Source organism: Serratia sp. K-E0102, assembly GCF_029962625.1.
GTDB classification, from domain to species: Bacteria; Pseudomonadota; Gammaproteobacteria; order Enterobacterales; family Enterobacteriaceae; genus Serratia; species Serratia sarumanii.
Window position 1 is genome coordinate 3,621,809 of sequence record NZ_CP124754.1, and the last position, 20,498, is coordinate 3,642,306.

Below are 20,498 nucleotides of genomic sequence, written 5' to 3' on the forward strand. Positions count from 1 at the left end.
GACGCCCGTGATTACTGCGAGTCGATCTCGTCCAGTTCGCCCTGAATCGCCTTGGCGTTCGGGTTCTCTTCCGGCTTGAGCGAGCCGCCGTTGGCGATGAAGTCGTGGCGCTGGAAGTAAGCTTCGCGCACCATGATGTAAGGATCGGAGGAGTTGCGCAGCAGGCCGTCGGAATCCAGCAGCTGGGCGCGGGTTTCGATCCCCTCGACGACCCATTTGCCCGCCGACATCCAGAAGGTGAGGTAGCTCAGCATCGGATACAGCGTATCCGCAAAGTCGCCGCCGTCTTCACGCAGGGTGAAGCTGCCGTAGCCCGGCAGCATCACGTACGGGCCATAACCCACATCGTAATGCCCCAACGTGCTGCCGAAGCGGTTCGGCTCTTCGCGCGCCAGTTTCGGGTTGGCCATGCCGGCCACATCGATCAGGCCGCCCATCCCGAGCAGGGTGTTCAGGAAGAAGCGGTTGAAGTGAATCATCCCGCGGTAAGGGTCGCCCTTGAGGAAGGCGTTGACCATGCTGGCCGGCTCTTCCAGGTTGGAGGTGAAGTTGCTGATGCCGTTACGCGCCGGCATCGGCACGTAGTCACGCCAGGCCACCGCGACCGGACGCAGGATATAGGGATCCAGGACGTTGTAGTTGAAGTCGAACATCGTCCGGTTGAATCCTTCCAGAGGATCGGAACGCCCTTGCGGATCGTTGTCTGGCGCGCTGGCACAGCCCACCAGTAATACCGTTGCGAATGCCACCCCAGTCAGGCGAAAGTTCATATTTTTCTCCATAAAAACACGTTCGGTCTTATTTTTCAGTGACCTGCTTGTTTATCTGAACGCTAACCTGCTCTTTACCGCTGAATGTCTGCAGCGAGCTTTCGCCGAACCAGTCCCCCGGCTGCGGCGTGGCCAATCCGTCCTGTGAGAGGCGCACACGCACCTGCACCTGATGCTGCGCCGAGAGCAGACGCTCGGGCATCATGGCGTTGCCGTCATCCAGTGAGAAAGACAGCGGAAAACGGCTCAGCGGCAATTGTTTTACCGCCACCGGCACCGGGCTAACGCCGTCAGTGACCGAAATGACCAGCGTCCCCTGCGGCGGCAAGGCTTTCGCCGCCTGCGGTGACAGCGAAACGGTCACATTCAGTTTAACATTTTCTCCGCCTGCCTGGGCTTTTGCTTGTGCAATGCTGCGCTTTATCACTTCCGCGCGCGGATCGTTGGCCGGCAGCAGCTGCAGCATCACCTGCCAGGCACCGATCGCCTGCTTGAAATCGCCCTGTTCGAAGGCATTGAACGCCAACAGGCTCAGCACCCGCGGATCGCCGTGGTTTTCCGCGATCATGCGCCGCAGCAGCTGCGTCGCCTGCTTGTTATCCTCCGGATCGTTGGAGCGCGTCAAGACCTCGGCATAGCCGAGCCGCACTTCCAGACTATTCGGATCCAATTGATAAGCATGGGCAAACGCCTGCGTGGCGGTGGTGGCGTTGTTCAACGCCATGCCGACGCGCCCCAGCATCATCCAGTCGTTGATGTTGCGATCGTCCTGCTGCAGCGCGGTGCGCAGCCCCAGCCCGAGGCGGGCGATCTCTTCCATGCTCAGCGGTTTGGCGCGCTCATTGGCAACGCGCTCGCGCAATTCCGGCATTTGCGCCTGCACCAGACGCCAGTCCAGCACCTGCGCCAATCCGCCGGTTTTCAGATAAAAGCCAACGGTCACCGCCAGCAATAACAGCACGCCCGGCACCAGCGCCCAACGATTGATCGGTTTCGCCTGCGCCGCTTGCTCGGCCGGGATGTCGTTCAACAGGTTCTGTTGCAGCTCTTTCACCAGCTCCGGGCGCTCGGCCACCACGCCCTGCTGCTCGTCCTGCGCCAGCTCGCTAAGACGATCCTGATAAAAAGCCTTGTTCAACGCATCGCGCGTGGCGGCGCTCTGCTTGCCGTGGCGCATTGCCGGCACCACCAGCAACGCGGCGGCGCCGGCCAGCAACACGCAAATAATCAGCCAAAAAGCCATTAGGGTTTCTTCCTGTCAGTCTCTTGCAACAGCGCCGCCAGGCGCTGCCGTTCCCGTTCGGAGAATGCATCGTCCACTGCCGCGTCGGGCCGGCGCCGGGTGCGCAGGATCACCACCGCCCCGCCGATCAGCACGAACAGCAGCGGGCCGATCCACAAGATCAGCGTCGCCGGCGTTACCGGCGGCTCGTAGGTGACGAAATTGCCGTAGCGCGCCACCATGTAATCGATGATCTGCTGCTTGCTTTGCCCCTGCATCATCAGCTCGTACACCTTGGTGCGCATGTCGGCGGCGATAATGGCGTTGGAATCGGCAATGCTGTTGTTTTGGCATTTCGGGCAGCGCAGCTGTTCGGTCAACTCGCGATACTGCTGCTCCTGCTCGACGGAGTTGAAGCGATAGGTATCGATCGCCGCTGCGGCGCTCCAGCTCAGCAGCGCGGCGCACAGCAGGACAATCAGCCTCATGCCTCACCTCCGTACTTTTTATACAGCGGCAGCACTTCCTGCTGCCAGACGCGCTCGTTCATGTCGCCGGCGTGGCGATAGCGAATAATCCCCTGGCCGTCGATGAGAAAGGTCTCCGGCGCGCCGTACACCCCGAGATCCAACCCCAGCATGCCGTCGCCGTCGTACAGGCTGAGGGCATAGGGATTGCCGAGGGAATTCAGCCAGGTCACCGCCTTGGCGCGATCGTCTTTGTAGTTCAGGCCAACCACCCGCACGCCGCGCGCCGCCAGCGTGTTGAGATACTGGTGTTCCGCGCGGCAGGTCGGGCACCAGGTGGCCCAGACGTTGAGCAATATCGGCTTGCCGTCGCGCAGCACCGCCTGATCGTAGGTTTTGCCGGGCTGATCCAGCGATTCCAGCCTGAAGGTCGGCACCGGTTTGCCGATCAGCGCCGATTCCAGCATGGTCGGATCTTCGCCGCCGGCGTTGCGCGTCAGCTGCACCATCAGCGCCGCCACCAGCAGCAGGAAGAGTACCAACGGGATAAACAGCAGCTTGCGCTTCATGGTTGCGTCTCCAGCTTGCCTTCGCGCTTGAGTTTTTTGCTCATGCGGTAACGCGGGTCGAGGATGCACAGCAGGCCGCCGATCGCCATAAAGACGCCGCCGAACCAAATCCAGCGCACAAAGGGTTTGTAATACAGGCGCACCGCCCAGGAACCGTCCTCCAGCTCCTCGCCCAGCGCCGCATACAGATCGCGGCTGAAACCGCCGTCGATCGCCGCCTCGGTCATCATGCTGCGCGCCACGCTGTAATAGCGTTTCTCCGCGCGCAGCGTCGCCTCCGGCTTGCCGTTGCGCGTGACGTCGATGATGCCGACGCCGCCGCTGTAGTTCGGGCCGCGAATGTCGTGCACGTCGCGGAACACGAAGTGATAGTTGTGGATATCCACGCTGTCGCCGGCCTTCATCCGCACGTCGCGCTCCACGCTGTAGTTCTGGCTGAAGGCGATGCCGATCACCGTCACCGCCACGCCGAGGTGGCCGAGCACCATGCCCCAGTGGCTGCGGGACAGCTGCCGCAGGCCGCGCCAGAAACCGTGACGGTGGGTGGCACGCTCATGCAGTTCCATCAGCGTCAGAATGATCACCCACAGCGCCATGATCAGGCCCACCACCGTCATGCCGGCGATACTGTCCTGCAGCAGCCACGGCAGCAGAATCGACAGCGCCAGCGTCGCCAACAGCGCCACGCCGAGGCGGCGCCACAGCTTGCTCGGCTCATCGCGGCGCCAGCGCACCAGCGGGCCGATGCCCAACAGCAGCGCCAACGGCGCCATCAGCCAGGTGAACATGGTGTTGAAGAACGGCTCGCCGATCGAAATGCTGCCCAGCCCCAGCTGTTTGTGCACCAGCGGCAGCAGCGTGCCCAACAGCACCACCAGCATGGCGGCGATCAGCAGCACGTTGTTGCCCAGCAGGAAGGTCTCGCGCGAGAAGGTCTCGTGCTGCACCCGGCTTCGCACCTGGCCGCCCTTGACCGCGTACAGCAGCAGCGAACCGCCGATCACAATCACCAGATAGGCGAGGATAAACATGCCGCGCGCCGGATCGGAGGCGAAGGAGTGCACCGAGACCAGCACGCCAGAACGCACCAGGAAGGTGCCCAGCAGGCACAGCGAAAAGGCGGTGATCGCCAGCAGCACCGTCCAGGCTTTGAAGGTGCCGCGTTTTTCGGTCACCGCCAGCGAATGCATCAGCGCAGTGCCGGCCAACCACGGCATAAAGGAGGCGTTTTCCACCGGATCCCAGAACCACCAGCCGCCCCAGCCCAGCTCATAGTAGGCCCAGGCCGATCCGAGCACGATGCCCAGCGTGAGGAACACCCAGGCGGCGGTGGTCCACGGGCGCGACCAGCGCGCCCAGGCGGTGTCGAGCCGGCCGGCCATCAGCGAGGCGATGGCGAACGCGAAGGCGACCGAGAAGCCGACATAGCCCATATACAGCAGCGGCGGGTGGAAGATCAGGCCGATATCCTGCAGCAGCGGGTTGAGATCGCTGCCGTCGATCGGGAAGTTCGGCAGCGTGCGGGTGAACGGATTGGAGGTCATGATGATGAACAGCAGGAAACCGGCGGTGATCATCCCCATCACCGACAGCACCCGCGCCACCGCATCCTGCGGCATCGCCCGGCTGCACAACGCCACCGCCAGCGACCAGCAGCTCAGCAGCAGCACCCACAGCAGCAGCGAACCTTCATGCGCCCCCCAGGTGGCGGCGATGCGGTAATACACCGGCAGTTGGGTATTGGAGTTGGTGGCCACGTAGGCGACGGTAAAATCGTTGACCACGAAAGCGTGCACCAGGCACAGGAACGCCAGCGCAATCGCGGCGAACATGCCGTAGGTCAGCGGCCGGGCCACCGCCATCATGCGGCTGTCCTGCCGCGCCGCGCCCCACTGCGGGTAAATGCTCAGCAGCAGCGCGATCGCCAGCGCCAGGCACAGCAGAAAACTGCCCAGTTCCGGTATCATGACTTGGCGCCCTCCGCCTGCGGCGCGTTATACGCTTCCGCCGGGCCTTTGTGGTTCTCTTTCATCGCGTCGGCCACTTCCGGCGGGGTGTATTTCTCGTCGTGTTTGGCCAGCACTTCGCGCGCGTTGACCACGTTGCCCTCACCCAGCACGCCCTGCGCCACCACGCCCTGCCCTTCGCGGAACAGGTCCGGCAGAATGCCGGTGTAGGTCACGCCGATCGCGCCGCGCGCGTCGTAAATCTTGAAGCTGACCTGCAGCGTATTGGGATCGCGTTTCACCGAGCCCGGCATCACCATGCCGCCGATGCGCAGCCGCTGGCCGACCTCGGGCTTCTCATGATTTTCGCCCTTGCCCTGCAAAATTTCACCCGGGGTATAGAACAGATCGATATTGGAGCGCAGCGCGTACAGCATCAGGGTCGCGGTCAGCGCGATGCCGATCAGCACAACGATCGCCAGATAAAGGCGGCTTTTACGACGTGGATTCACAATGATTTCTCCCGCGGTGCGGCGGATTCTTGTTTTGATTGTTGCGCATGGCGAATGCGCCGCTCGCGCGCCTGACGGCGGCCGATCTCGGCGAGCAGCTGGCGCCGTTGCCAGACGGTGTGCGCCACCAGCCCCAACAGCGAAATCAGCGTGGCGGCGACCGCCAGCCAGACATAGAAGGCGTAACCGCCCATGGCGAAAAACGCCGACCAGGAATCGAATGCGGCATTCATGACTGACGCTCCTTATTCACCAGCCCGGCGACCCACGGGCGCTGGCGTTCCTGGAACAGGATCAGATTGCGCAGGCGCATCAGCGTCAGCGTGACGAACAGCAGCAGGTAGCCGAGGATCGCCCAGCGCAGCGGGGTGCGCATGCTGGGCGCGATGGACTGCTGCATGTTGGTCGAGCCCTGATGCAGCGTATTCCACCATTCGACCGAGAAATGGATGATCGGGATATTCACCACACCCACCAGCACCAGAATCCCGGCGGCGCGGCCCGCCAGGCGGCGGTCTTCGAAAGCGTTGTACAGCGCGATGACGCCCATATAGAGGAACAGCAGCACCAGCTCGGAGGTCAGACGCGCATCCCACACCCACCAGGTGCCCCACATCGGCTTGCCCCAGGCGGAGCCGGTCACCAGCGCGATAAAGGTGAACACCGCGCCGATCGGCGCCATCGCCGCCACCACGGTATCGGACATTTTCATCTGCCACACCAGGCCGATAAACGCCGCCACCGCCATCGAGGCGTAGATGCCCATCGACCACATGGCCGCCGGCACGTGAATATAAATGATGCGGAAGCTGTCGCCCTGCTGATAATCCTTCGGCGCGAAACCAAAGCCCCATGCCCAGCCAAGCAGCAGGCAGGCCGCCGCCGCCAGCCCCAGCCAGGGGATAAAGCGGCCGCAGACGTGATACAGCCGTTCAGGCCGCGCCAGTTGATGTAACCATTTCCACATTGTCGTCAGTGCTCACGGTAATTTTTATGCGTCGGCCGCCCCGAGGGTTCGAAACGGCGAAAATCTTCTGCGGGGTACGCTCTTGTCGGCCTTGCCCGTCTGTTCATTCAATACGTTAGCTAGTGCACGCTCACTCGCAGCGCCGCCGCGGTGGCAAACGGCGCCAAAGTCACGCTGCCCGCCAGCATCGCGCCGAGTATCGCCAGGTAACCGTCGATCGGCATGCCCATCGAAGCGGCGTCGATCGCCCCGGTGGCGAAGATCAGCACCGGAATATACAGCGGCAGCACCAGCAGGCTGAGCAGCACGCCCCCTTTGCGCAGGCCGACCGTCAACCCCACGCCGATAGCGCCGATCAGGCTCAGCGTCGGCGTGCCGAGCAGCAGCGTCCCCGCCACCGCCAGCCAGGTCTGCATATCGAGCGACAGCAGCAGCGCCACCAGCGGCGACAGGATCAGCAGCGGCAGACCCGTCACGACCCAGTGAGCACACACTTTGCCCAGCACCGTCATCGGCAGCGGCGTCGGCAGCAGCAACAGCTGCTCCAGCGAGCCATCGAGGAAATCATCGCGAAACAGCCGCTCCAGCGACAGCAGCGAGGCCAGCAGCGCCGCCACCCACACGATGCCCGGCGCAATGCGCGCCAGCAGCTGCGGCTCCGGGCCAATCCCCAACGGGAACAGCGTGATCACTATCAGGAAAAACCACAGCGGGTTGACGATCTCCGAGCCTTTACGGCAGGCGATCTTCAGTTCGCGGCGCACCAGGGTCAAAAACATCACAAACTCCCCGCGTCGTGTTCCGCCAAACGAACTTTGCCCACCGTTTGGCCGACGCCGGCCAAATCCTGATGGGTGGTCAACAATACCATGCCGCCCCGCTGCGCATGTTGTTCAAAAAGGCTAATCAACTCGGCCACGCCCTGTTTGTCGATCGCCGTCAGCGGTTCATCGAGGATCCACAGCGGCGCCGCGCTGAGCCACAGCCGCGCCAGCGCCACGCGCCGCTGCTGCCCGGCGGAAAGCTGCGCCACCGGCAGATCTTCGTAACCCACCAGCCCCACCTGCTCCAGCGCGCGCCAGATGGCCTGATGCTCGGCCGCGCCGCGCACCGCTTGATAAAACTGCAGATTTTCGAAGGGCGTCAATACGGCTTTGATGCCGGGCTGATGGCCGATAAACAGCAAATCTTGCTGGTAATTCGCGCGATCGCGCAGCGTGTTGCGCCCGCGCCAGCACACCTCGCCGCCGTCCGGCCGCGCCAGGCCGGCGAGAATGCGCAGTAAACTGGTCTTGCCCGCGCCGTTCGGCCCTTCTACCTGAATGATATCGCCCGGCTGAACTGAAAAGCTTAGCTCGCTAAACAGGATGCGCTCATCGCGCACGCAACTCAGACTTTTGGCTTCCAGCATCGGGGAACTCATATTTTTCTTTGGGATAGCGAATCATAGCATAAGCCTTTCCCCGCACGCAGCCCGCGGCGGGCGCGCCGACGGGCCAATATGGCGAGCAGGATCAAGAATGCGTGGAAAAAATCGGCGGATTTTAACTCTTGTTACCTTTTTCTGTATTTCGCCGCATTTAACTACGCTTAATGACGTGAACTCACCCTTATGAAGCAGGAGCGACAGCATGAACGAACAGCGACGCCAGGAGCACGAGCCGGATGAGACGATGCAGGTAGAGAGCAAAGAACAGGAACAGGGCAAGCGCGAAATCGAAGTCAGGGAAGAAAATCTGCCGTCGCGCGCGGCGGCGGTGCATGAACAGATCCGGATGGAAGGCGAAAAAGAGCTGGAGCGCGACTGGCTGGCATTGCTGTGGTCGGCGATCGCCGCCGGGCTGTCGATGGGTGCCTCGCTGGCGGCAAAGGGCATTTTCCACGCCCGCCTGCCGGACGATCCCAGCCGCTTTTTCATCGAGAACCTCGGCTACACCTTCGGTTTCATCATTGTCATCATGGCGCGCCAGCAGCTGTTTACCGAAAATACCGTCACGGCGGTATTGCCAATCATGCATAAACCCACGCCGCGCAACCTGCTGATCCTGCTGCGCCTGTGGGGCGTGGTGCTGCTCGGCAACCTGATCGGCACCGGGCTGGCGGCGCTGGCGTTTACCCATATGCCGCTGTTCGACGCCGAGACGCGCGGCGCCTTCATCAGCCTGGGCGAAGAGGTGATGCGCCATACGCCGGGAGAAATGTTCGCCAACGGCATCCTGGCCGGCTGGATCATCGCCACCATGGTGTGGATGTTCCCGGCCGCCGGCGCGGCGAAAATCTGGGTGATCGTGCTGATGACCTACCTGGTGGCGATTTGCGATCTGACCCATATCGTGGTCGGTTCGGTCGAGATCCTCTATCTGGCGTTCAACGGCGCGATTGAATGGCAAGAATTCATTTACCCGTTCGCCCTGCCGACGCTGGCGGGCAACATCATCGGCGGCACCTTTATCTTTGCGCTGATAAGCCACGCGCAGATCCGCAACGATTTGAGCGCCAAAAATCGGGCGGCGCGCCTGCAAGAGGAAAAACGGCGCCACGGCGGGGAAAAACCGTGATCGCCGTCGGTTAGCCGAGGAAATTTCGGCATGAACTGGCGAGGTATTGAGCAAACGCGCCGCTAAGCGCTTATTCTGCGGGTAAAAAAAGGTATAATGCCCCGGCAGCTTCGGTTGCCGGCCCGCAGCGTCCCCGTAGTTAAACGGATATAACAAGCCCCTCCTAAGGGCTAGTTACTGGTTCGATTCCAGTCGGGGACGCCATTCTTTCTCATCCAGCCATTCCCCGTCATCTGCACCCGCAATCCGCCCTTTTCCCCCGTTCAGATTCGATTTCCCCCGAGCGTTATGATTGGCATTAATTAAAAAACTTAATATCCGTCGGAGTAGAAACCGTCGTCGCCTGCCCTCTGGCCTGCAACTCGCCCTTTTCATCATCGAAATCGAACAACATAACGGTATTGGTAAACACATTCGTCACATAGAGATGGTTACCGCCGGCATCGAAAGCGAGCGCACGCGGTTCAATACCGCCGGCTTCATAGCGCGTTGGCACATCTGGCAGCCCATCCTCGCCAATTTTTAATACCAGCAGGTGGTTATCGGCACCGCGATTGGTGGCAATAAGATATCTGCCGCTCGGGCTGAGGATTATTGCCCCACCGCTTTTCGCCTCCGCTGAATCCTGCCCGCCGTTCAGTTTCACCTTCCCTTGCCGCGTCAATCGATGGTCGCTGACGGCAAACACCTCGATTTCACTCGCCATTTCAGTGATGACGTAGGCGTATTCCCCTTCTGGCGAGAACGCCATGTGCCGTGGGCCGGCGCCGGGTGCGAAGGCGACATCGCGCGAAGCATCCGCTTGCAAAGGCTGCGCGTTGCCCGAGCGATAGCGGTAGGCGCGCAGCTTGTCCCCGCCGAGATCCGCCGCGTACAGATATTGGCCATCGCGGCTGAAGGTGGTGGAGTGCGCATGGCCCCCTTCCTGGCGCCCCTGCACGACGCCGGAGCCGGGCGTGAACGGAAAATGCTGCCCCCGTTCCCCCAGTTTGCCGTCGCCGCCAATCGGTAATACCGTCACCCCCGCGCCGCCTTTGGCGACGGAGTAGTTGGCGACAAACAGAAACTTGCCATCCGGGCTGAGGGTGGCATGCGTCGGCTGCCGGCCCGCGCTGCTCACCGTATTCAGCACCCGCACGGCGCCGTCTTTGTCTATCGCCAAGGCAGTGACCGTTCCCGCGTTCTCCTCATTGGTGACATAGGCGAAACGGCCATCGCGAGATTTTACGATCCATGACGGGCTTTTCATTTTAATCACGTCGAGCAGCGTTAATGTGCCGTCGCCATTAACCGCCAGACGATAGAGGCCTTCACTGGGGTGCGCCGGTTTCTGCACCGCAGGCGCATCCGGAATATGGGTCCAGGTGCCGACTAACGCTATTTGCTGATGCTCCCGATTATTTGCCATCGCATTTCCTGAAAACATGAAAAGAGTTAATGCCAACGCGAATTGAATGGCCTGTCTGGCTAAACCGGCCACGCTCGCTCCGCCAGACACAGACAATGTCAAAGGTAGCATACGGCGCGCATAATGACGCTTATTCATCGAATCGGTGGATTTCTCTATACTCATGATGTTTCCTTTTCTCAACGCTACGCCACAGGAATAAGTATATCGACATTGACGACGCGACTGTGTAAATGCTCATGTCTATATAGTTCGATAAAAAAACTTTCTCTCACCTTGACATTGATAGCCGGCAGATAGGCGTCATAGATATCTGCAAAAAAATCAATGTACTCAGACAACTCACCCATAAAGGGGATGACAATATATTTCCCTCTGGGTATGTAGAAATTGAAGATAGAATGAAAAACCTCTTGCTCCTTACCGTTTGAATGCCATTTTCCCGCTCTGTTGTTTTCCGCACGATAAGCCTTCCCATGCTTGCTTAACCATTTCTCATTAGTCTGCGTAATGTCACCGGCATCTCTGTATTTCCTTATGGAGTGGAAGATCAATGCCTTGTACTGCTTTAACAGCTCGATATCATCCGGCATGACCGTGTGATAAAAATAGGGTTTCTTGTCAATGCCATACGGTGGGATCTGGGTGGAAAAATCCCATCCCCGGCTGTTCCTAAAGCTGTTGGGCGTTTCGCCAAAGAAACGTTTAAACGCCCGCGTGTAACATTGCTGAGAGGCAAAGCCCGATGCCAAGGCGACATCCAATATGTTCCCTTGATGTTGTTTAAGCAAGATTGCGGATCGGCTCAGCTTTCTGTTTCTGATATAAGTCCCTAACGTAATGCCAAAATAATGTTTAAACAGCCGCTGTAAATGCCATTTAGAGTAACCCGAGATAATAGACACTTTCTCAACGGAAAGTCCCTCTATAATATTCTTCTCCATATACTCTAACACCTGTAAAAGAATATCTTTTCGATAGTCCATGCGCGCTCCTTGCTTTTATAAAAATCGTGTCCTTTTCATTAAAATCGTTAACCAACCAAATCAAGTCATTAAGATTAATCCTAAAAAAAATCACCCTGACAACGCCATTTTTACGGCATGGGAAAAGTCATCATATAAATAACTGAAAATGATCATGTTATATAAATACGCTTGCGAAAAACACGTGAATAAAAAATGTGCCACGCAAAGTGCATCCATTAAAGATGCATTTGCCCCGCCGTGGAAAATCACACTTTATGTTAATTGTTTTATCTTAAAGTGTTTTTTTGCATCCCAATTGCATGACCAAATAGGAATTTCATCATTGCAAATTAAAATGCATTTTATAATCAGGCTGACTGATAAAACTTATTGAGACTAATAAATAAAATCATGAGCAGCGTTTGAAAAGAAGATAGGGACAGGCTCATTTTCTGAACATCGGGCCAGAAAATCACAGATCGTAATAGGGAGCCTCTTTTATCTTTTTCCTGCGCTGAGAAGAACCGATGTTTTAACACATCTTGCTCGATGCCCTATTTTACCCTCCACGCCAATTGGGGCGCTACTTTGCCCACCGTGAACCGCCGGCCCTCCAACGTAAAAGCCTCATGCCGACTCGCACCGTGCGTTGTTGCCAGAATAGCCTGATTGCCCAGTAAAAAGCCCAGCCTATAAGGCCGGGCCTTTCATTAACGGCCTGATTAATCAGCCAGGTTGTCGATCTCTGCGGATCTGTGCTTGCGCAACAGATACAGCAGCAAAGATACCCGCCGCTCGGTGCGTTCCGGGGTATCCGGCGGCAGGTTGTAGCGCAGGGTGTAGCGCTCGTTATTCTCGTTGCAAAAATCGATGACGAGCACGGGAGCAGAGGCCCCCGCTACTTTTCGATAATTCAGCGAGATGCACGACAGGTTTTTTTTCATCTCAACTTACCGCGACAGTGCGGCGGGTTGATTCGGCAATCCGCCCCACGCCGGCGCTCAGCGCAGCGCCCAACAGCAGCATCAACAGCGAACCCCAAGCGGCGCGCGACAGCTGTTTGGCCGCTTCGTCGGCCGCTTCACGCGCTTTCTGCTCGGCCTCGGCCTTGAGTTTTTCCACTTTCTGCACCGCCTGCTGGTAAGCCTGAGCATAGTTATCGACGATTTGGCTCGCTTCATCGCGGCTTTTGCCGGTGCGCGCCGCAACGATATTCACCAGCGCATCCTTGTCGGCGGCGCTCAACGTCGGCTCACCGGACTGCTTGACGCGGTCGAACCACTGCTTGAGCTCGGAGGCGGCCTGCGCCGGATCGGCAGCCGCGTCCATGGCCGATTGCTTGCCGTCGGCGGTCGCCCTATCGGCCTTCTGTTCCAACCGAGCCGGATCCAGTTCCGGCTTGCCGGTCTGCTTGAGCGTGGCGTTCAACTGGTTTTCCAGGCTTCCCCAGTCAAGGCTGATGCCCTTTTTATCCAGCTGTTGCTTGAGGCCTTCGCCCACGTTTGGCGCCGCCGCCGCCAGGCCGCTGCCCGCCAGCGAAAGCCCTTTGCCCACCGCGCTGCCCGCCAGCCCCACCACGCCACTCGCCAATGAAACCACCAGCCAGGTGGTCAGCAAGGTGGTGATCGCCCAGCTCAGCAGGCCATGCAAGCCGCCGCGGTTCGGTGCGGTGCGGCCGGCGACGAACGCGCCTGCGGCCAGCGACGCCAGCGTTGAAACCAGCAGCCAGATCCCGGTGCCGGTGCCAAAGCCGCTCAGCGGGTTACCCTTTTGCATCATATCCACGGCCTGGGCGCCGATAGCCGTGCCCAGCACGCTGAAGATCAGATAAGTCACCAGCGCCACGGCACTCCCGGCCAATATCGAGCCCCATGACACCTGAAACGCAAAGCGATTTGATTCATAGACAGTGGTCATCGTTGTTCCTTATATTTTCTGGACAAGTGATTGCACGCACGGCGGATAACCGCGCAGACAGATGCAGTCTGCCGCGCGGCGTCGTCGGCCGTCCCGGTTCATTTGCGCCAGAATGACTAGTGCATTCACACCCTGCGAATACGCACGTTATGCACTAAGCTGCTCAGCGAGTAGCGTAACCCGCGGCCCCGGTCAGAGGCCGCTCCCTTCTGTCTAGCGGAGAACACATGAGCCAATCCGTCCTGGCCAGCGAAACCCACCGCGGCCACCTGCAGCAAATCATCTCCGGCTTGTCCGACGGCGTGATCCTGACGGATACCGATCGAACGCTGCTCTGGGCCAACGAGGCCGCGTTGGCCATGCATGGCGTGAGTCATCAGAAAGCCCTGGGGGCCAATGCCGGCGAGTACGCGGCGCGTTTTGCCCTGCGCTATCGCAACAATCATCCGCTGGCTTTGGAACAGTATCCGCTGAACCGGGTTGCCGATGGCGAGACCTTCACCGATGTGGTGGTGGAGGTTCGGCAGGCCGACGATCCGGACAGCTTCTGGGTGCACCGCCTACGGAGCCTGATTATCACCGATGCGCAGGGGCAACCGGAGCTGCTGGCGCTGATCCTGAGCGACGCGACGGAGTGGGCCAGCGCCGAACAGCGCTTTGAAAAAACCTTCAACGCCAATCCGGCGCCGGCGGTCATTTGTCGGCTAAGCGACCTGCGCTACGTCAAGGTCAATCAGGGGTTCCTGGATATGACCGGTTACCAGCGTGAACAGGTCATGGGGCGTTCGGTCTATGAACTCGACGTGTTGGAACAGGCGGAGCACAAAGATCTGGCGATACAGCGCCTGGGGGAAGGCGCCACCATTCCGCAAATGGAGGCCGAGCTGAAACTGCCCGGTGGCGGAAGCAAGCTGGTGGTGGTTGCCGGCCAACCGCTGGACATCAATGAAGACGACTGCATGCTGTTCACTTTTACCGATCTCGAACCCCGGCGCCAGGCGGAATCGGCGCTGCGGGAAAGTGAAGAGCGGTTCGCCAAGGCATTTCGCCTGAGCCCGGTGCCGACGTTGCTGTGTACCGCGCACGAGCGGCGCGTGCTGGACGTCAACGAAGCCTTTACCCGCACCACCGAGTACGACGCCGAAGCCTTGATCGGCAAGACGATCGATGAGATCCCGTTTATTGACGATCCCGAGGCGAACCGCCGTTTGTTTGCCGCGCTGGAAAAAAGCGGCAACGTCGAAGGGCTGGACATCCGGGTACGCAAGAAAGGGAGCGAGTCGATCGACTGCGTGGCCTCGGCGGATGCCGTCAGCATCCACAATGCGCCCTGCTACCTGCTGGTGCTCATGGACATTACCGAACGCAAACGCTCGGAGCTGGAGCTGGTCAGCGCCATCGAAGAAGTGATGCAGGACGCCTCCTGGTTCAGCCAAACCCTGATTGAAAAACTGGCCAACGTGAAAAGCATCAACCGGCCCGACCAGGCCGGATTGACCGCCAGCGATCTCACGCCGCGCGAGCGCGATGTGCTGGAATTGATTTGCGAGGGGCTGCCGGACAAGAAAATCGCGGCGCGTCTCAATCTGGCGCTCAACACCATTCGCAACCATGTCGCGACGGTCTATTCCAAGCTTGGCGTGCACAGCCGCAGCGAAGCCATCGTCTGGGCCAGAGAACGCGGGCTGTTTACCGGCGGGCTGGCCGCCAGGAACGGCAAGTAGCCTGCAAATGCACTATCCGCACCGATGCAAACGCCCCTTATAGGCTCAAAGTGAAGTGCATAACATGGAGGTGCAAATGCAGGCTTTCGCCCTGTGCGGAAGCCAAACGGATCGAACCTTAGGAGCGCATCACAATGAACAGCGAAAAAGCCAATGGCATGATGGAAAAAGTGGCGGGCAAGGCGCAGGAAATGGCGGGCGACGTCACCGGAAACCCACGTTTGCAGGCCGAAGGCGCCACGCGCTATGCAGCGGGCGCGCTGCAAGAAAAATACGGCGACGCCCTGAGCTGCGCCGGCAGCATGATGAAGAAAAACCCCCTCGCCGCATTAGCCCTCATTGCCGGCGCTGGCCTGTTGACCGGCCTGCTGCTGCGCCGCCGTTGATACGCGCCGGCGAGCAAACCGCTTTTCCCTGAGCGCCGCGCCCGGTTAACAGCAACCGGGCGCGGTGCCATCGGCCAACGGGCAATGCCGTGCGGGCATATGGCCTTATCGATTTATTCATCCGTTACGCCGACAATGATGATTAACGGCTATTCAGCGGCATCGGATTATTATGGCGAAACGGCGATATCCCTCATGGAATAGGCGGCATTCTTTTTCATACCGTCGCACGCCGCCTTTACTCACTGCTTAACGACAGCCATTTTATTTTCCTCGCGTATTCCTGATTTTTATCGTCTTCTCAACCCAAACCCCTCGGCGGTTATTTACGGTCTTGGTGCAATAAATCGGCTTACCCTCAACATCATTAAAACCATCAGGTTAAAATTCGACTCCATTCGTCAACCTGGGTTTATCCTCCTCTCCATTAAATGTTAAGATCGCTGTATTGCGCGCACGGAGAAATAGCATGTTCCCCACTAAAAAACATTCACAGCGGGCCACCCCGCTGACCAGCTATCAATTTTCCCGGCTGCATACTTTCGAATGCGTCGCCCGTCATTTATCTTTTGCGCTGGCGGCGCAAGAATTGTCGATCACCCCCAGCGCCGTAAGCCACCGCATTAATTTGCTCGAAAAGGAGTTGGGTTTTCTGCTATTCCAGCGCTTTCATCGCAGAATTACCCTGACGCCGGAGGGCGAGCGCATGCAATGGGCGCTGGACAGCTCCTTCAACACGCTGAATCAGGAAATTCTGGACATCAAGAATCGCGAGCTGACGGGCACCCTGACCCTCTACTCGCATCCGTCTCTGGTGCAATGCCTGTTGCTGCCGCGCATCGGCGACTTTATCGCCCAGCACCCCACCATTCACCTCAACATTCTGACCGGGCAAGAGATCATCAACCTGGCCAACCGCGGCGTGGACTTGGCGATGTACTTCGGCAAACTGCCCTCGGGGCGGCATCTGGACGAGGCCTTTATGCAGGAATCGATGGTGCCGATCTGTACGCCGCAGTACGCCGCCGCACATAGCCTGTACGATGCGCCGGAAAATTTGGCCCACTGCACGCTGCTGCACGATCGCTACAACTCCGGCGAAGACGAGTGGCAAACCTGGTCGCAACACTTTGCGCTGGGGCTGGATACCGACAGCAAAAGCATGGAGTTCGACCGTTCCGATCTCGCGGTGCTGGCCGCCACGCGGCACCTTGGCGTCGCCATGGGGCGGCTCAATCTGGTGCAGGACTGGATCAAAAGCGGCGAGCTGATCATTCCGTTCACCGACATGACCGTGCCCTGCGAGCACTGCTATTTTACCTCGACCATCTCCGAGCGGCAGTGGCCGAAAATCCTCGCGTTTAAGCAGTGGATCATGAAAATCGCCCCTCTGGTCTGATGGCCGGAGGGCTAGCGCATTATTTTAGGGGAATAAGAAAAATTCAGCGCGCAGGCGTAGAGCCGGCCGGCCTTTGAATAAGAGATATATTTGCGGTTTTTATCCCAGGCCAGCAGGGAGTTATTGGCAAAATAATAAACCTCCAATTGCATCCCATTAGCCAACCTCGACCAGCCTCGGCTTCGTATCACGGTAAAATCACCGTTATCGCCGAGCGTAATCAGCGGCACGCCCCAGGCATAGCGGGATATTTGCAGCTGAATAATGAATTGGCTTTCGCAGCTTATTTGGTAGTTCTGTACATCAACATCCATAATTTATATTTTTGGTGCCACCCTTCGATAAAAATAAATAAGATAAGAACAACTCACCACGCTTAACACCAGCGCGATCAGCAAACAGGCGCACAGCGTGGCGCGATCCCAGGTGAAGCGCTGGCCGCGGCGGCAGCCCTGCCGTCGATTCCGATTCTCGCATTCATAATAGGGTTCTCGCCGCCGCGAGAATAATAACAGGCTACCGTCGCGTTATTCTTTGTACACCACGATTTCCTGATAAAGCTTAATCACCTCACCATCGCTGTCGACGGAGTCGGTATATTCGGTTTGCTGCGCCAAATGAATCACCTTCCATCCTTTGCGTGCTAATTCGGGGATCGTCAGGCGCCCCACGCCGCGGCAGGAAAACAGGGTATCGTCAGACAACCTGAGCTTGCTAACCTCTGCATAATCATAGGCTTGAGAATGGCAAACGTGCGACTCCGCCGCCATCGCCGGCAGTGAAAACAGCCCCACTAACAACATTAACAGGTTTCTCATGGCGACCTCCCAATCGCTTATTCATGCCGGCCGATTACGCAGACAAAGGCTGGCGTTAATACGCCGGCGAAAGGCTCGAATTAATTCTCTCTTGCACGGCTGAAATTACAGGCTGGCGCCGGTGACTGACAAATGAAAAATATAAACCTTGGCGTTAGATGAATTCATCCGAATCGCCAGACATGCGCAACGGCCCTTTTCACCGCACGAAATGGTTAAAAACCGGTCGATAATTAGCAAGAAAAGTAATTCTTTATGTCACTGTTTATGTTACAAATGCCGCCCGCCGCTAACACACCAAAAAAAACCGTCAAAATGCGTGAAAACGCAGCGTTCTGCGCAAAACATCGGCATGGCGGCGCTGATGGGGCGGTCATACATAAAACAGGGATAACACATGGCAATCAAATTGCGCGTATTGACTCAAGCGGTGGCGCTGGGTCTGGCGATCGGCAGCGCGTCGTTCGCCGCTCAGGCGGAAATCACCCTGCTGAAGCAGGATCCGCAGGCCGGCGATCCGCTCAGCCGCCTGAACTTCACCGTTGGCGGCAGCATCCGTCCACAGTTCAACAACATGACGGGCGACGGCGACAAGGGCTCCTACAAGCGTAACGGCTTCGACGGCGGCACCCGCTTCCGTTTCGCGGCGGACTACTACCTGTTCGACGATATCAGCTGGATCAGCTACTACGAGCTGGGCGTGAACATTCCGGCGCTGTTCGACTGGGATCACCACTATGCCGACGGCGCGAGAAACACCAGCCGCCGCATGCTGTACACCGGCCTGAAAAGCAACACCTGGGGCCAGATGACCTTCGGCCAGCAGAACAGCGTTTACTATGACGTGGTGGGCGCCAAGACCGATATCTGGGACTACGACATGCTGGCCCAGGCGCCGGGCAACGGCATCAACGGCGACTACGACGGTTCTTACCGTTCACGCAAAATGCTGAAGTACAAGAACCGCTTCGGCGATGCGGACGTTTATGCCTCGTACCTGTTCAGCGACAGCGACTACCTGCCGGGCAACGGCCTGCGCTATAAGCGCAAAGGCGGCGGCTCACTGGGCGTGGATTACCACATCACGCAGGATCTGACCTGGGGCACCGCCTGGAACTACACCCGCGCCGAAATGCGCAATCCGTCCACCAGCGGCAGCAAGAGCTACGATCAGCACATCGTCGGCACCGCCCTCAGCTGGAAACCGGACAACTGGACGCTGACTTTCGGCGGCGGTTACTACCACGACTTTCTGACCACCAAGAAAACCGACATCAACAATTACTTCGCCGGCGATGCCTGGGGTATCGAATACCTGGCCGGTTATACCGTGCCGGTGGGCCAGTACGCGGTGAAATCGGTAATGCCGTACTTTATGGGCGATCGCCTGGAATACATCAGCGGCCGCAACTACCAGCGCATCGACAACGGCCTTGGGGTTACCGTGCAGTTTGACTACGGCTTCCGCGTTGACGTAGAGCACGTGCTGACATCGAGCACCGACAACCTCGGCGATATGACCGTGGTGCGTCTACGCTACGATTTCTGATTGTTCCGCACGTAAAAAAGGCCGCGCAAGCGGCCTTTTTCGTTATTGAAGCAGCGTCAGAAGCCGCCGCGCGCCGAACGCCCTACCGCTTCGCCCAGCTGCCATACCGCCATGGCGTAGTGGGTGCTGTGGTTATAGCGGGTGATGACGTAGAAGTTCGGCAGGCCGTACCAATACTGGTAGCCGGTGCCGACGTCCAGCCGCAGCAGGCTGGCTTCCTGATTGTCGCCGAGCGAACCCTGCGGGCTTAGGCCGGCTTCCGCCAGCGCAGCGACCGAGTAGCGGGTCTTGAAGCCGTTTTCCAATCCCGGCGCCTGGCCGTTGGCCTGAATCGCGACCGGCTCGCCTTTGGACCAACCGTGCGCCTTGAAGTAATTGGCCACGCTACCGATGGCATCGACCGGATCCCACAGGTTGATATGACCATCGCCGTTGAAGTCGACCGCATAGCTCTTGAAGGAAGACGGCATGAACTGCCCATAGCCCATCGCGCCGGCGAAGGAGCCGCGCAGTTCGAGCGGATCGTCGCCCTCGGTGCGCGACATCAGCAGGAAGGTTTCCAGCTCGCCGGCGAAGTAATCGGCGCGGCGCGGGTAGTTGAAGGCCAGCGTCGCCAGTGCATCGATAATGCGGGTTTTACCCATTACGCGGCCCCAGCGGGTCTCCACGCCGATAATCCCCACGATGATCTCCGGCGGCACGCCGTACACCTGCCAGGCCCGCTGCAGCGCATCCTGATATTGATTCCAGAACACCACGCCGTTTTGCACGTTATCCGGCGTGATGAACTTGTTGCGGTAGCGCAGCCAGGAACCGTTCGGGCCGGTAGGCCCCTGGGTAGACGGTTTCGGCGCCTGCCTGTCCATCAGCCGCAGCACCGAATCCAGGCGCCGAGCCTGCGCCAGCACGTCGTGCAGCTGCTGTCGATCAAAGCCGTGTTCCCGCACCATCTTATCGATAAAGCGTGCGGTATTCGGGTTATTGGCGAAATCTCCACCCAGCGGCGCGCCGCTGTGCGCCGGGCTCAGCAAAAAGCCGCCCTTTACCGGGGTGCCCTGCGGCGTAGCGGTGGTACTGGGTTTCGGCGTGCTGCTACAGGCAGCAAGCAAGGTAATCAGCGGTAAAAGCGCAACCAGGTGACGCATCGGATATCCATATAGCCATGCAAGAGATAAGTGGGAGTTATGTTAATGCATTGTTCAACGCGAACAAACAGGATTATGCCGCCAATTACCGCGCCAGGTAGCCAAACGTGCCAAATTGTGACGTTTTGCACGGTGAAAGGACGCCCGGTGCGGCCGCGCGGAATCTCAACCGC

22 protein-coding genes and 1 tRNA gene are annotated in these 20,498 nt (G+C 58.9%); 6 read left to right on the forward strand and 17 right to left on the reverse strand.

All coding sequences use genetic code 11. The annotated features are described in order from the left end of the window. Positions 1 to 11: 11 nt before the first annotated feature. The 10 genes from mlaA to ccmA all read right to left on the reverse strand — a co-directional run bounded on the left by mlaA (position 12) and on the right by ccmA (position 7,864). Positions 12 to 770, reverse strand: a complete 759-nt coding sequence (gene mlaA / locus SSARUM2_RS17285) for a phospholipid-binding lipoprotein MlaA (RefSeq protein WP_033635394.1) — start codon at positions 768 to 770, stop codon at positions 12 to 14. Between the two features lie 28 nt (positions 771 to 798). Further along, entirely contained in the window at positions 799 to 2,013 is a 1,215-nt protein-coding gene (ccmI, locus tag SSARUM2_RS17290; protein ID WP_049233951.1) for a c-type cytochrome biogenesis protein CcmI, read from the reverse strand. Further along, positions 2,013 to 2,480: a cytochrome c-type biogenesis protein gene (locus tag SSARUM2_RS17295; protein ID WP_049233953.1), complete on the reverse strand. Its 468-nt coding sequence runs from the start codon at positions 2,478 to 2,480 to the stop codon at positions 2,013 to 2,015. The genes ccmI and SSARUM2_RS17295 overlap by 1 nt, the downstream gene beginning before the upstream one ends. Continuing rightward, positions 2,477 to 3,028, reverse strand: a complete 552-nt coding sequence (locus tag SSARUM2_RS17300) for a DsbE family thiol:disulfide interchange protein (protein WP_015378623.1) — start codon at positions 3,026 to 3,028, stop codon at positions 2,477 to 2,479. Before SSARUM2_RS17300 ends, SSARUM2_RS17295 begins: the two co-directional genes overlap by 4 nt. Continuing rightward, positions 3,025 to 4,995, reverse strand: a complete 1,971-nt coding sequence (locus SSARUM2_RS17305) for a heme lyase CcmF/NrfE family subunit (protein WP_060438441.1) — start codon at positions 4,993 to 4,995, stop codon at positions 3,025 to 3,027. Before SSARUM2_RS17305 ends, SSARUM2_RS17300 begins: the two co-directional genes overlap by 4 nt. Beyond that, positions 4,992 to 5,486 carry a cytochrome c maturation protein CcmE gene (gene ccmE / locus SSARUM2_RS17310; RefSeq protein ID WP_004936264.1) on the reverse strand — a complete coding sequence of 165 codons (495 nt, stop codon included), beginning with the start codon at positions 5,484 to 5,486 and terminating at the stop codon, positions 4,992 to 4,994. The genes SSARUM2_RS17305 and ccmE overlap by 4 nt, the downstream gene beginning before the upstream one ends. Beyond that, positions 5,483 to 5,719 (reverse strand): heme exporter protein CcmD, encoded by a 237-nt coding sequence (gene ccmD / locus SSARUM2_RS17315; RefSeq protein ID WP_060438440.1) that lies wholly within the window; start codon positions 5,717 to 5,719, stop codon positions 5,483 to 5,485. Before ccmD ends, ccmE begins: the two co-directional genes overlap by 4 nt. Further along, a complete protein-coding gene (locus SSARUM2_RS17320) occupies positions 5,716 to 6,453 on the reverse strand; it encodes a heme ABC transporter permease (protein ID WP_004936270.1) in 738 nt (245 codons plus the stop codon). Before SSARUM2_RS17320 ends, ccmD begins: the two co-directional genes overlap by 4 nt. A gap of 119 nt (positions 6,454 to 6,572) precedes the next feature. Next, on the reverse strand, positions 6,573 to 7,232 hold the full coding sequence (gene ccmB, locus SSARUM2_RS17325) for a heme exporter protein CcmB (protein WP_025303731.1): 660 nt from the start codon (positions 7,230 to 7,232) through the stop codon (positions 6,573 to 6,575). Beyond that, positions 7,232 to 7,864, reverse strand: a complete 633-nt coding sequence (gene ccmA, locus SSARUM2_RS17330; RefSeq protein ID WP_033653721.1) for a cytochrome c biogenesis heme-transporting ATPase CcmA — start codon at positions 7,862 to 7,864, stop codon at positions 7,232 to 7,234. The genes ccmB and ccmA overlap by 1 nt, the downstream gene beginning before the upstream one ends. Before the next feature lie 220 nt (positions 7,865 to 8,084). Between ccmA and SSARUM2_RS17335 the strand changes: the two genes are divergently transcribed. Both SSARUM2_RS17335 and SSARUM2_RS17340 read left to right on the forward strand, forming a co-directional pair. Beyond that, the gene (locus SSARUM2_RS17335) at positions 8,085 to 9,011 is read left to right on the forward strand and encodes a formate/nitrite transporter family protein (RefSeq protein ID WP_033648092.1); all 927 of its coding nucleotides are present in this window, start codon (positions 8,085 to 8,087) and stop codon (positions 9,009 to 9,011) included. A 129-nt stretch (positions 9,012 to 9,140) separates the two neighbouring features. Continuing rightward, positions 9,141 to 9,215 (forward strand) — tRNA-Arg (locus SSARUM2_RS17340). 94 nt (positions 9,216 to 9,309) lie between these two features. On the opposite strand, the gene SSARUM2_RS17345 is transcribed toward SSARUM2_RS17340, so the two are convergent. The 4 genes from SSARUM2_RS17345 to SSARUM2_RS17360 form a co-directional block, all read right to left on the reverse strand. Beyond that, on the reverse strand, positions 9,310 to 10,584 hold the full coding sequence (locus SSARUM2_RS17345; RefSeq protein ID WP_225369080.1) for a lactonase family protein: 1,275 nt from the start codon (positions 10,582 to 10,584) through the stop codon (positions 9,310 to 9,312). A 20-nt stretch (positions 10,585 to 10,604) separates the two neighbouring features. Further along, complete coding sequence (locus SSARUM2_RS17350; protein WP_033635401.1) at positions 10,605 to 11,405, reverse strand: helix-turn-helix domain-containing protein; 801 nt, start codon at positions 11,403 to 11,405, stop codon at positions 10,605 to 10,607. 704 nt (positions 11,406 to 12,109) lie between these two features. Continuing rightward, complete coding sequence (locus tag SSARUM2_RS17355) at positions 12,110 to 12,331, reverse strand: hypothetical protein (protein WP_004936288.1); 222 nt, start codon at positions 12,329 to 12,331, stop codon at positions 12,110 to 12,112. A gap of 1 nt (position 12,332) precedes the next feature. Beyond that, positions 12,333 to 13,304: a hypothetical protein gene (locus SSARUM2_RS17360; protein ID WP_041036124.1), complete on the reverse strand. Its 972-nt coding sequence runs from the start codon at positions 13,302 to 13,304 to the stop codon at positions 12,333 to 12,335. Positions 13,305 to 13,531: 227 nt separating this feature from the next. On the opposite strand from SSARUM2_RS17360, the gene SSARUM2_RS17365 reads away from it, so the two are divergent. The 3 genes from SSARUM2_RS17365 (at position 13,532) to dsdC (ending at position 16,813) form a co-directional block, all read left to right on the forward strand. After that, positions 13,532 to 15,028: a helix-turn-helix transcriptional regulator gene (locus SSARUM2_RS17365; RefSeq protein WP_033653717.1), complete on the forward strand. Its 1,497-nt coding sequence runs from the start codon at positions 13,532 to 13,534 to the stop codon at positions 15,026 to 15,028. A 134-nt stretch (positions 15,029 to 15,162) separates the two neighbouring features. Beyond that, positions 15,163 to 15,414 (forward strand): CsbD family protein, encoded by a 252-nt coding sequence (locus SSARUM2_RS17370; protein ID WP_033648096.1) that lies wholly within the window; start codon positions 15,163 to 15,165, stop codon positions 15,412 to 15,414. 469 nt (positions 15,415 to 15,883) lie between these two features. Beyond that, the gene (gene dsdC / locus SSARUM2_RS17375) at positions 15,884 to 16,813 is read left to right on the forward strand and encodes a DNA-binding transcriptional regulator DsdC (RefSeq protein ID WP_039564894.1); all 930 of its coding nucleotides are present in this window, start codon (positions 15,884 to 15,886) and stop codon (positions 16,811 to 16,813) included. Positions 16,814 to 16,824: 11 nt separating this feature from the next. On the opposite strand, the gene SSARUM2_RS17380 is transcribed toward dsdC, so the two are convergent. Both SSARUM2_RS17380 and SSARUM2_RS17385 read right to left on the reverse strand, forming a co-directional pair. After that, entirely contained in the window at positions 16,825 to 17,127 is a 303-nt protein-coding gene (locus SSARUM2_RS17380) for a hypothetical protein (RefSeq protein ID WP_041036126.1), read from the reverse strand. Between the two features lie 213 nt (positions 17,128 to 17,340). Then, entirely contained in the window at positions 17,341 to 17,631 is a 291-nt protein-coding gene (locus tag SSARUM2_RS17385) for a hypothetical protein (protein ID WP_015378635.1), read from the reverse strand. A gap of 397 nt (positions 17,632 to 18,028) precedes the next feature. Between SSARUM2_RS17385 and SSARUM2_RS17390 the strand changes: the two genes are divergently transcribed. Beyond that, positions 18,029 to 19,180 carry an autotransporter domain-containing protein gene (locus SSARUM2_RS17390; protein WP_033635409.1) on the forward strand — a complete coding sequence of 384 codons (1,152 nt, stop codon included), beginning with the start codon at positions 18,029 to 18,031 and terminating at the stop codon, positions 19,178 to 19,180. 56 nt (positions 19,181 to 19,236) lie between these two features. Here SSARUM2_RS17390 and mltB read toward each other — a convergent pair whose 3' ends face one another. After that, positions 19,237 to 20,325, reverse strand: coding sequence for a lytic murein transglycosylase B (gene mltB, locus SSARUM2_RS17395; protein WP_033648101.1), 1,089 nt, complete (start codon positions 20,323 to 20,325; stop codon positions 19,237 to 19,239). Between the last annotated feature and the right edge of the window lie 173 nt (positions 20,326 to 20,498).

Bases quoted from the DNA above. Each gene is read 5' to 3' on its own strand.
- SSARUM2_RS17350 (WP_033635401.1), bottom strand. From the start codon at position 11,405: ATGGACTATCGAAAAGATATTCTTTTACAGGTGTTAGAGTATATGGAG.
- SSARUM2_RS17305 (WP_060438441.1), bottom strand. From the start codon at position 4,995: ATGATACCGGAACTGGGCAGTTTTCTGCTGTGCCTGGCGCTGGCGATC.
- SSARUM2_RS17390 (WP_033635409.1), top strand. From the start codon at position 18,029: ATGGCAATCAAATTGCGCGTATTGACTCAAGCGGTGGCGCTGGGTCTG.
- SSARUM2_RS17320 (WP_004936270.1), bottom strand. From the start codon at position 6,453: ATGTGGAAATGGTTACATCAACTGGCGCGGCCTGAACGGCTGTATCAC.
- ccmI (WP_049233951.1), bottom strand. From the start codon at position 2,013: ATGGCTTTTTGGCTGATTATTTGCGTGTTGCTGGCCGGCGCCGCCGCG.
- SSARUM2_RS17335 (WP_033648092.1), top strand. From the start codon at position 8,085: ATGAACGAACAGCGACGCCAGGAGCACGAGCCGGATGAGACGATGCAG.
- SSARUM2_RS17300 (WP_015378623.1), bottom strand. From the start codon at position 3,028: ATGAAGCGCAAGCTGCTGTTTATCCCGTTGGTACTCTTCCTGCTGCTG.
- SSARUM2_RS17385 (WP_015378635.1), bottom strand. From the start codon at position 17,631: ATGAGAAACCTGTTAATGTTGTTAGTGGGGCTGTTTTCACTGCCGGCG.
- SSARUM2_RS17380 (WP_041036126.1), bottom strand. From the start codon at position 17,127: ATGGATGTTGATGTACAGAACTACCAAATAAGCTGCGAAAGCCAATTC.
- ccmB (WP_025303731.1), bottom strand. From the start codon at position 7,232: ATGTTTTTGACCCTGGTGCGCCGCGAACTGAAGATCGCCTGCCGTAAA.
- mlaA (WP_033635394.1), bottom strand. From the start codon at position 770: ATGAACTTTCGCCTGACTGGGGTGGCATTCGCAACGGTATTACTGGTG.
- SSARUM2_RS17365 (WP_033653717.1), top strand. From the start codon at position 13,532: ATGAGCCAATCCGTCCTGGCCAGCGAAACCCACCGCGGCCACCTGCAG.
- SSARUM2_RS17295 (WP_049233953.1), bottom strand. From the start codon at position 2,480: ATGAGGCTGATTGTCCTGCTGTGCGCCGCGCTGCTGAGCTGGAGCGCC.
- SSARUM2_RS17370 (WP_033648096.1), top strand. From the start codon at position 15,163: ATGAACAGCGAAAAAGCCAATGGCATGATGGAAAAAGTGGCGGGCAAG.
- ccmA (WP_033653721.1), bottom strand. From the start codon at position 7,864: ATGCTGGAAGCCAAAAGTCTGAGTTGCGTGCGCGATGAGCGCATCCTG.
- dsdC (WP_039564894.1), top strand. From the start codon at position 15,884: ATGTTCCCCACTAAAAAACATTCACAGCGGGCCACCCCGCTGACCAGC.
- mltB (WP_033648101.1), bottom strand. From the start codon at position 20,325: ATGCGTCACCTGGTTGCGCTTTTACCGCTGATTACCTTGCTTGCTGCC.
- SSARUM2_RS17355 (WP_004936288.1), bottom strand. From the start codon at position 12,331: ATGAAAAAAAACCTGTCGTGCATCTCGCTGAATTATCGAAAAGTAGCG.
- SSARUM2_RS17360 (WP_041036124.1), bottom strand. From the start codon at position 13,304: ATGACCACTGTCTATGAATCAAATCGCTTTGCGTTTCAGGTGTCATGG.
- ccmD (WP_060438440.1), bottom strand. From the start codon at position 5,719: ATGAATGCCGCATTCGATTCCTGGTCGGCGTTTTTCGCCATGGGCGGT.
- SSARUM2_RS17345 (WP_225369080.1), bottom strand. From the start codon at position 10,584: ATGAGTATAGAGAAATCCACCGATTCGATGAATAAGCGTCATTATGCG.